Here is a 7,124-nt window from a genome sequence, read left to right as displayed (position 1 = left end):
AGAGGGACTCGAACCCTCACATCCGTGGGACACTAACACCTGAAGCTAGCGCGTCTACCAATTCCGCCACCTTCGCATCACTGCGGAGGGGGATTCTATAGAGTTTTGGGGGAGCGTCAACAGCCAAAGGGGACTTTTTTCGCTGTTGACGCTCAAAGTGAAGCCAAGGGTACAAAACTTCAGCAATTAGCTGACGTTTGGCATTCAGTAACGGCCCAATGCGCTCTGATACATCCGTTCATACTGGGTGACCGAGTCAGGCCAGTTGAAACGGGTGCTCATGGCATTGCGCTGCACCTTGGCAAAACGCTCCTTGTCCTGCAGGAAATAGAGCAGGCTGCGGCGCATGGTATCGAGCAGGATGGCGGCAGTCGGATCGTTAAAGCAGAAGCCGGTGGCATGCTCGGGATCGGCATCCCAATCCACCACGGTATCTTTCAGACCACCCACGGCGCGCACTAGTGGCAGGGTGCCATAGGCGAGACTGTACATCTGGTTGAGGCCGCAAGGCTCGAACAGAGAGGGCATCAGGAAGAAGTCGGCACCGGCTTCGACCAGATGAGCCAGCCGATCGTCATAGGTGTTGATGAAGGCGAGCTTGCCCGGATAATCCCGGGCCATGGTTTGCAGTTGCGTGGCGAGCGCAGGATCGCCAGAGCCGACGATCACCACTTGTACCTGATGGTGGAGGAATTTCTCCAGCGCAGGGAGCAGCAGGGGAACGCCCTTCTGCTCGGTCAGGCGGCAAACCATGCCGTAGATGGGCAAGTCCGCCACGGCCAGCCCCGCCTCCTGCTGCAGGCTCTCTTTGCAGATCTGTTTGCCAGCCATGTTGTCGATGCTGTAGGTCGCAGGCAGGAATTCGTCGAACTCAGGATCCCAGTCCTTGTAGTCGCAGCCGTTGAGGATGCCGCAGAGATCTGCCGCCCGCTGCTGGAAGATATGCGCCATGCCGTGGGCGCCGAGGTGAGTCAACAGCTCCTGGGCATAGTTGGGACTGACCGCATTGATCTTGTCGGCGTAGAGCACCCCGCATTTGAGCAGATTGACGTGGCCGTAGTCGTAGTTGATGCGGCGTTCGTAGTCGGCGATCTCGGGCATGGCCCAGAACTGCTCCCGCCCGAATACTCCCTGAAACGCCGCATTGTGAATGCTGATCACGCTGCGAGTCTGCTGGAAGAAGGGGTTGTGGGCGTGACGGGTTTTCAGCAGCAGTGGCAGCAGGCCGGTGTGCCAGTCATTGCAGTGGGCGATATCCGGGGCAAAGCCGAGCTGCTCGCAGGCATGGAGGGCCGCGGCAGAGAAGAAGGCAAAGCGCTCGCCATTATCCGGATAGGCCTGATTGTTCTCGGCGTAGAGCTGGGGACGATCGAAATATTGCGGGCAATCGAGCAGATAGACGCAGACGCCATCCAGCTCCATCTGGTAGATGCGATAACCGATATCCGGCAGCCCGGGGTGGGTTGGCAACCAGCGAGAAGCGACCAGTCTGGCCTCATCCCGTCGCTTTATCGTCTTGTAGAAGGGGAGCATGATCCTGACATCATGCCCCTTCTGGGCCAGGTACATCGGCAGGGCTCTGGCGACATCGGCCAGGCCCCCGGTCTTGACCAGCCCCTCAACCTCCGAGGCAACAAACAGGATTTTCAGTGGGTTAATAGCCAACTCTTGCTCCCTTAGGTACCACCACGATACCGCCTTCGGATACGGTAAATCGCTCTCTATCGTGGTCGAGATTTTCACCGATAACGGTGCCGGGCGCAATTTCAACGTTTTTATCTATGATCGCGCGCCGGATGGAGCACCCCTCACCAATCTTGATATCCCCCAGTAACACCGACTCACTGATGTGGCTGCAGGGGCCAATATTGCAGCGGAAACCGAGGATGGAGCGCTGGATCTGGCTGCCCTGAATGAAGCAACCGGCGGAGATCAGCGAGTTGGCGATCTTCACCTTGCACTCGTCGCTGTCGATGAAGGTGGCCGGTGGCAGCGCCGGATAGTGGGTGTGCAGGGGCCACTTGCGGTTATAGAGGGAGAAGGGGGGATTGTCGGCCACCAGGTCCATGTGCGCTTGCCAATAAGAGTCGAGGGTGCCCACATCCCGCCAGTAGACGTGCGGTTTCTCGCCGGGGATGACGTTGGTGCTGTAGTCGTAGACATAGACGGGGGCACGCGGGTAGAGGCTCGGGATCACATCCTTGCCAAAATCGTGGCTGGAGCTCTCCTCGGCGGCATCCCGCTTCAGTTCGCGGCAGAGAGCATCGGTCTCGAAGATGTAGTTGCCCATGGAGACCAGCGCCTGGGTCGGATCGCCGGGAATGTGCTTGGGCTGCTTCGGCTTTTCCTGAAAGCCGATCATCCGCCCTTCGGTATCCACCTCGATCACCCCGAAGGCACTCGCCTCTTCGATGGGCATGCGAAGTGCCGCGACCGTCATGGCGGCGTTCTTCTGCTTGTGGAAGGTGACCATCTGGCTCACATCCATCTTGTAGATGTGGTCGGAGCCGAAGATGCAGACGTGATCCGGTTCGGCTCGCTCGATAAAACCGAGGTTCTGGTAGATAGCATCGGCGGTGCCGTCATACCAGCGTTTGCCCATCCGCATCTGGGCCGGGATAGGGTCGATAAAGCGGTCGGTGATGCCGACGATATTCCACCCCTTCTTCATGTGCAGGTAGAGGGACTGAGATTTGAATTGGGTCAGTACATAGATGCGCAGAAAGTCGGCGTTGACGAAGTTGTTGAGGACAAAGTCGATCAGCCGGTAGCTGCCACCGAAGGGGACGGAAGGCTTGCTGCGGGTGGTGGTCAGAGGCTGCAGGCGAGTACCTTCGCCACCAGCCAGGATCATGGTCAAAATGCCTGCCATCGTATTTCTCTCCCTGAATTAACAACATGAAAAGGTTTTCAATGTTCGGTATAAAAACACCCCTAAAGGGGTGGTTTTTATCGTGTGCTTAATACCTTATCAGATGCCGGATGGCGCTCTCTAGCTGTTTTATTGTGCTGCTTACACTTATTTACATTTTGCTCAGATAGACCTTGAATTTGGCATCACTGCTGATCACTTCAGTCCGTTTGAAGTGTGTCTCCAGTATAGGCTGGTAGCGCAAGAAGGCGTTGGCAACAATGGTCAGCGAACCATTTGGCAGCAAAAATTCCGGCGCCTTGGCCAGGAACTGCTCGGTTGCCGCATAGAAGGTTTTGAGACCCGCATGGAATGGCGGGTTGGAGACGATGTGCTGGAAACGGGTGGAGAGATCCGAATAGACATCGGAAGCGGTGACTTTGCCCTTCAGACCGTTGATCGCCAGGGTGCGGCGGCTCGATTCGAGCGCCAGCGCGCTGATATCGACCATGTTGACCTGTAGATCCGGATTGCGCTTGGCCAGCACAGACCCAATCACTCCGGCGCCACAACCGAAATCGAGCAGCTCGCCCTTCATCGGAGGCACGGCGGCCAGCAGCATCTGGGTGCCGAGGTCCAGCTCGGCGGCGCTGAAGACGCCGGGCAGTGCAAGCACGGTCAGCTCGGTATCACCCGCCTTGCACTGGTAGCGGCCAAACCAGCTATCCAGATCGAACGGGGCGACCGGTTTGCTCAGCTCACCGTGATAGAGGGAGCAGCGGCGGGCGGAATCGCGCTTGATCGGCTTTTCACCATAGGGGGCCAGCAGCTTGTCGGCGCCATTGATGCCGCCGCGGTTTTCACCGGCGAGGAACAGGTCGGCACCCGCTTCCAGCAAGGGGGTCATCATGGCCAGCAGATATTGTGCCTCGGCCTTGGCCTTGGGCATCAGCAGCAACAGGGCATCGAAGCGGGGGGCGCCACCGAGCTGGTGGTCGAACAGGATAGCCTCGCCGAGGGCGGCCTGCTGGCTGCGGTAGTAGCAGTAATCGGTGGTAAAGACGGTCAGGGTCTGGGCCAGGCTCGCCAGCTGGCGGGGGTAGTCATCCTCCAGTGCGCCGCAGACAAGTAGCCGCTTGCCGACAAAGAGGGCTTGGTTTCGTTCCAGCATCTGGCTGACGGCACTGATTGGGCTGCTCATCGGGTCTCTCCACGCAATTTTGGGCGGCCATTATACATAGCCCCTTTCACCTTGACATTTATGCCGTGTTCCCGAAATATGCCCAGACACCATTTTTTGACCAGAGATGACGAAATGCGGTTCAACGGGTTGAAACGAAAGCACAAAAAAAGCCTGAAATTCGGGCCTGCCGACGTTCGCGCGTAACCTCTCATCCCTGAGAAGCTTCAAACCCCGGTTGCGCACATCGTACCGGGGTTTTTTATTGCCATATGCGCGTCATTTAGGAGAAGGAGATCCCATGTTTCAAGGTTCAATCGTTGCGTTGATCACCCCGTTTCGACAGGGAAAGCTGGATGAAGAGGCGCTGCTGCGTCTGGTGGAGTGGCATATCGAGCAGGGTACTCACGGCATTGTGCCGGTCGGTACCACGGGTGAGAGCCCGACCCTGACCCACGACGAGCACTGCCGGGTGGTGGAGCTGGTGGTCAAACAGGTCGCTGGCCGTATTCCGGTGATTGCCGGAGCGGGCTCCAACAATCCGGTCGAGGCGATCGAATATACCCAGTATGCCGAGCGGGTCGGTGCAGATGCCACCCTGCATGTGGCCGGTTACTACAACCGCCCCAACCAGGAGGGGCTCTACCACCACTTCAAGGCAGTGCACGACGCAACCAGCAAACCCATCATCGTCTACAACATTCCGCCGCGCGCCATCGTTGACGTGCAGCCCGCCACTCTGGCCCGTCTGGCCGAGCTGCCACGGATTGCCGGGGTGAAAGACGCGACTGGCGATCTGGCGCGCCCCTGGATCGAGCGTCAGCTGATCAAAAAGCCCTTTGCCTGGCTCTCCGGTGAGGATGCCACCGCTGTTGCCTACAACATCGGCGGTGGTCAGGGTTGTATCTCGGTGACCGCTAACGTGGCGCCCAAGCTGGTAGCCGAGGTGCAGAACCTCACGCTGGCGGGCAAGTGGCAAGAAGCGCGTAAGCTGCAAGACCGGCTGATTCCGCTCCATCAGGCGATGTTTGCCGAGCCGAGCCCGGCTGGTGCCAAATATGCCGCTTCTCTGCTCGGATTCTGCAGCGAGGAGTGCCGCCTGCCGGTGATGCCGCTGTCGGAAGCGACCCGCGAGCGCATTCGCAGCGCCATGCAGCAGCTCAACCTGCTGTAATGCAAAACGGGTGAGCCAAGGCTCACCCGTTTTGTTTTTGGCTTTTGTTTCTGGCCTTTATTTACGACATCGCCCCACTCAGGCTGCGTGATGCAGCCAGGCGGCGATGGCCAGCTGCAACTCGACATACGCCGGATAGAGGAAGAGATCGGCCAGTTCGGCAGGCCACTCGTTTTGCTCGTCCGATTGGGCTTGCAGATGGGCGTGCAGGCTGGTCAGAGCTGGCAGCCAAGGTGCGGGTTGTGGCAGCGCGGCCGCACTGCGGGCGACCAGATCGATCCCCTGGCACAGGGCTGCGAGTGCCTGCTGTTGAATGCCTTTATCCTGAGGATGCTCCAGCCTGAGCTGCTCGTGATGCTGCCAGTGGCGCAGCCCCTCGCTTACCCCCGTTATGCCATCCATACCTTCATGTTCGACCAGCGCCTGCAGGGCCAGCGGTTTGCCAAGACCAGCCAGTCGATAGCCGCGCTGGGCCTTGGATTGGGCGCCAAGGCGCAGCCCGCCGCTCCTGGCGAGGCGTTGGGCCAGTGCAAACAGCGCCACGGTGGCACCGGATTTGAGCTCCAGTTCCAGCTCGTTGATGGTGGTGCTGCCCTGACTGCCGACTATCTCTCCCTGATCCCAGGCCAGCTCAATCTCGGCCCCCTCGAAGGCGATCAGCCAGTGGCGGCGCAGGAAGTCGGTGCGAAACTGGGCGACCAGCTGCTGCTGAATGTGGTCGCGCTCGGTCAGGGTCGGCCAAATCTCATCGGGAAAGGCCGAGAGGGTCGGCAGATCGCCGCTCACGGGAGCGTTGTACTCGGGTCTGGCATGCAGGCCGCCCACCACCTGGCCACGGCATTTGATGGTCTGCTCGGCGAAGGCATCGCAGCGGCGAATGCGCAGCCCCATGTCCAGACGACGCAGGGCAAGGGTCGGCGTGTCGAAATAGACGTTGCCGAGCTGCTGTTGTGATGATTCTTTAATCTCAAGAGAATTCAGCAGGTTGGATAACTCGGCTTGAATGTCGCGGGCGACAAAAAACTTTATCTCGATCTCAGTTTGCATAGTCATTCCGGGCTGGCAGGCAACTTTGGGGGGCAGGATTCGGGTCGCGGGGATATAATGCCCGCGAGACGACTAGATTAATTCGCGGTTTAATTGAGGGCGCAGTTCGGTTACCATGCGCGCCTCATAAAATCGTATCGAGTGTTTTTTCACCGACACAGGTTTGACCATGCCAGTAAATACTATTTTGGGGCTTTTTGCCAAGTCCCCCATCAAGCCGCTGCAGAAGCATATCGTCAAGGTTCACCAGTGCTCCCAGCAGTTGGTTCCCTTCTTTGACGCCGTTGCCGAAGACCGTTGGGAAGATGCCGAGAAGATCCGGCAGCAGATCGCCCAACTGGAAAAAGAGGCAGATACCCTCAAGCGTGAAATCCGTCTGAAACTGCCTCGCGGCCTGTTCCTGCCGGTTGCACGTACCGACCTGCTGGAGCTGTTGACCCAGCAAGACAAGATTGCCAACCGTGCCAAGGATATCTCCGGCCGCATGCTTGGCCGTCGCATGGAGTTCCCCGCCGAAATGCGGACGGATTTCATGGCTTACCTCAAACGTTGTATTGATGCGACCGCTCAGGCCGAGAAAGCGATCGGGGAGCTCGACGAGCTGCTCGAGACCGGCTTCAAAGGACGGGAAGTGGAAATGGTTGCCGAGATGATCCACCAGCTGGATCTGATCGAGGACGATACAGACACCATGCAGATCGGACTGCGCCAACAGCTGCAAGCGGTTGAGCACAATTACAATCCGATCGATGTGATGTTCCTTTACAAGATCCTCGAATGGGTAGGTGACCTGGCAGATCAGGCCGAGCGCGTAGGCGCCCGTCTGGAACTGATGCTGGCTCGTTCGTAATCGACTGACTGGGTAAACACTA

At 58.5% G+C, this 7,124-nt stretch carries 6 protein-coding genes; 2 read left to right on the top strand and 4 right to left on the bottom strand.

Translation table 11 applies throughout. The features are described 5' to 3' along the window. Window positions 1-204: 204 nt before the first annotated feature. The 3 genes from glgA to rsmC all read right to left on the bottom strand — a co-directional run bounded on the left by glgA (window position 205) and on the right by rsmC (window position 4,052). Entirely contained in the window at window positions 205-1,665 is a 1,461-nt protein-coding gene (glgA, locus tag G5168_RS11530) for a glycogen synthase GlgA (protein ID WP_005343039.1), read from the bottom strand. Beyond that, window positions 1,655-2,872, bottom strand: coding sequence for a glucose-1-phosphate adenylyltransferase (gene glgC, locus G5168_RS11525; RefSeq protein WP_421230944.1), 1,218 nt, complete (start codon window positions 2,870-2,872; stop codon window positions 1,655-1,657). The genes glgA and glgC overlap by 11 nt, the downstream gene beginning before the upstream one ends. 151 nt (window positions 2,873-3,023) lie before the next feature. Beyond that, entirely contained in the window at window positions 3,024-4,052 is a 1,029-nt protein-coding gene (gene rsmC / locus G5168_RS11520; protein ID WP_421230945.1) for a 16S rRNA (guanine(1207)-N(2))-methyltransferase RsmC, read from the bottom strand. Window positions 4,053-4,332: 280 nt separating this feature from the next. Between rsmC and dapA the strand changes: the two genes are divergently transcribed. Then, window positions 4,333-5,205, top strand: a complete 873-nt coding sequence (gene dapA, locus G5168_RS11515; RefSeq protein ID WP_421230946.1) for a 4-hydroxy-tetrahydrodipicolinate synthase — start codon at window positions 4,333-4,335, stop codon at window positions 5,203-5,205. Between the two features lie 78 nt (window positions 5,206-5,283). Here dapA and G5168_RS11510 read toward each other — a convergent pair whose 3' ends face one another. Next, window positions 5,284-6,252, bottom strand: a complete 969-nt coding sequence (locus tag G5168_RS11510; protein WP_421230947.1) for an inorganic triphosphatase — start codon at window positions 6,250-6,252, stop codon at window positions 5,284-5,286. Window positions 6,253-6,421: 169 nt separating this feature from the next. On the opposite strand from G5168_RS11510, the gene G5168_RS11505 reads away from it, so the two are divergent. Next, window positions 6,422-7,102: a TIGR00153 family protein gene (locus G5168_RS11505; RefSeq protein ID WP_005340244.1), complete on the top strand. Its 681-nt coding sequence runs from the start codon at window positions 6,422-6,424 to the stop codon at window positions 7,100-7,102. Window positions 7,103-7,124: the final 22 nt, after the last annotated feature.

Source organism: Aeromonas sp. 600724 (genome assembly GCF_049175135.1).
GTDB lineage: Bacteria > Pseudomonadota > Gammaproteobacteria > Enterobacterales > Aeromonadaceae > Aeromonas > Aeromonas veronii_A.
The sequence above is the reverse complement of the archived record's forward strand: the minus strand, read 5'-3'. Positions and strand labels throughout refer to the sequence as shown.

Coding starts and splice junctions, on each gene's coding strand:
- G5168_RS11510 (WP_421230947.1), bottom strand. CDS start 6,252: ATGCAAACTGAGATCGAGATAAAGTTTTTTGTCGCCCGCGACATTCAA.
- rsmC (WP_421230945.1), bottom strand. CDS start 4,052: ATGAGCAGCCCAATCAGTGCCGTCAGCCAGATGCTGGAACGAAACCAA.
- dapA (WP_421230946.1), top strand. CDS start 4,333: ATGTTTCAAGGTTCAATCGTTGCGTTGATCACCCCGTTTCGACAGGGA.
- G5168_RS11505 (WP_005340244.1), top strand. CDS start 6,422: ATGCCAGTAAATACTATTTTGGGGCTTTTTGCCAAGTCCCCCATCAAG.
- glgC (WP_421230944.1), bottom strand. CDS start 2,872: ATGGCAGGCATTTTGACCATGATCCTGGCTGGTGGCGAAGGTACTCGC.